The sequence below is a fragment of the Vreelandella neptunia genome (genome assembly GCF_022489065.1).
GTDB classification, from domain to species: Bacteria; Pseudomonadota; Gammaproteobacteria; order Pseudomonadales; family Halomonadaceae; genus Vreelandella; species Vreelandella neptunia_A.
This window is the reverse complement of the sequence record NZ_JAKVTW010000070.1, coordinates 1-582: the sequence shown is the minus strand read 5'-3', so window position 1 is coordinate 582 and position 582 is coordinate 1. Positions and strand designations below refer to the sequence as shown.

Sequence of the window (582 nt, the reverse complement as noted above, 5' to 3'; positions counted from 1 at the left end):
AGCACTTCCTAAGAAGTGTTCTTGTCAGCATGATATACATTGTTAAAGAGCAGCTGTTCAATGAACAGTGATAAGGCGGCGTGCGATAACTAAAACAGTAGTTACGACAACACAGCGACTTATCAGTGGTCACGAAACATTCACAAACGGTATTTAAGGTAAAGAGGTAGTACGTAATGGTGGAGCCAAGCGGGATCGAACCGCTGACCTCCTGCGTGCAAGGCAGGCGCTCTCCCAGCTGAGCTATGGCCCCATTAACGCATAACTTTTCCGGGTAATTTTATTCAGAACAAGACATTTTATGGCGAAGCATAGCCTGCTATGCGAGTCATAAAATAACGCCGTGCTGGATAAAATATAATTTGTGTGAGACTAGGCGCTTCAGTGCGACGCATAGCCTGCTATGCGAGTAGTGAAGCAACGACGTATCACGCAAATTGGTGGGTCTGGGCAGACTTGAACTGCCGACCTCACCCTTATCAGGGGTGCGCTCTAACCAACTGAGCTACAGACCCGGTTATTCAGCCATCACAGATTTTATAATCTGTAGCAGCTAAATTAACTACCGTTTGCTCTATTGCT

Annotated in this window: 2 tRNA genes; both read right to left on the bottom strand. The window is 46.2% G+C overall.

The window, feature by feature from the left end:
- Nucleotides 1-177 precede the first annotated feature (177 nt).
- A tRNA-Ala gene (locus tag MLE19_RS22890) sits at nucleotides 178-253 on the bottom strand.
- 185 nt (nucleotides 254-438) lie between these two features.
- Nucleotides 439-515 (bottom strand) — tRNA-Ile (locus MLE19_RS22885).
- Between the last annotated feature and the right edge of the window lie 67 nt (nucleotides 516-582).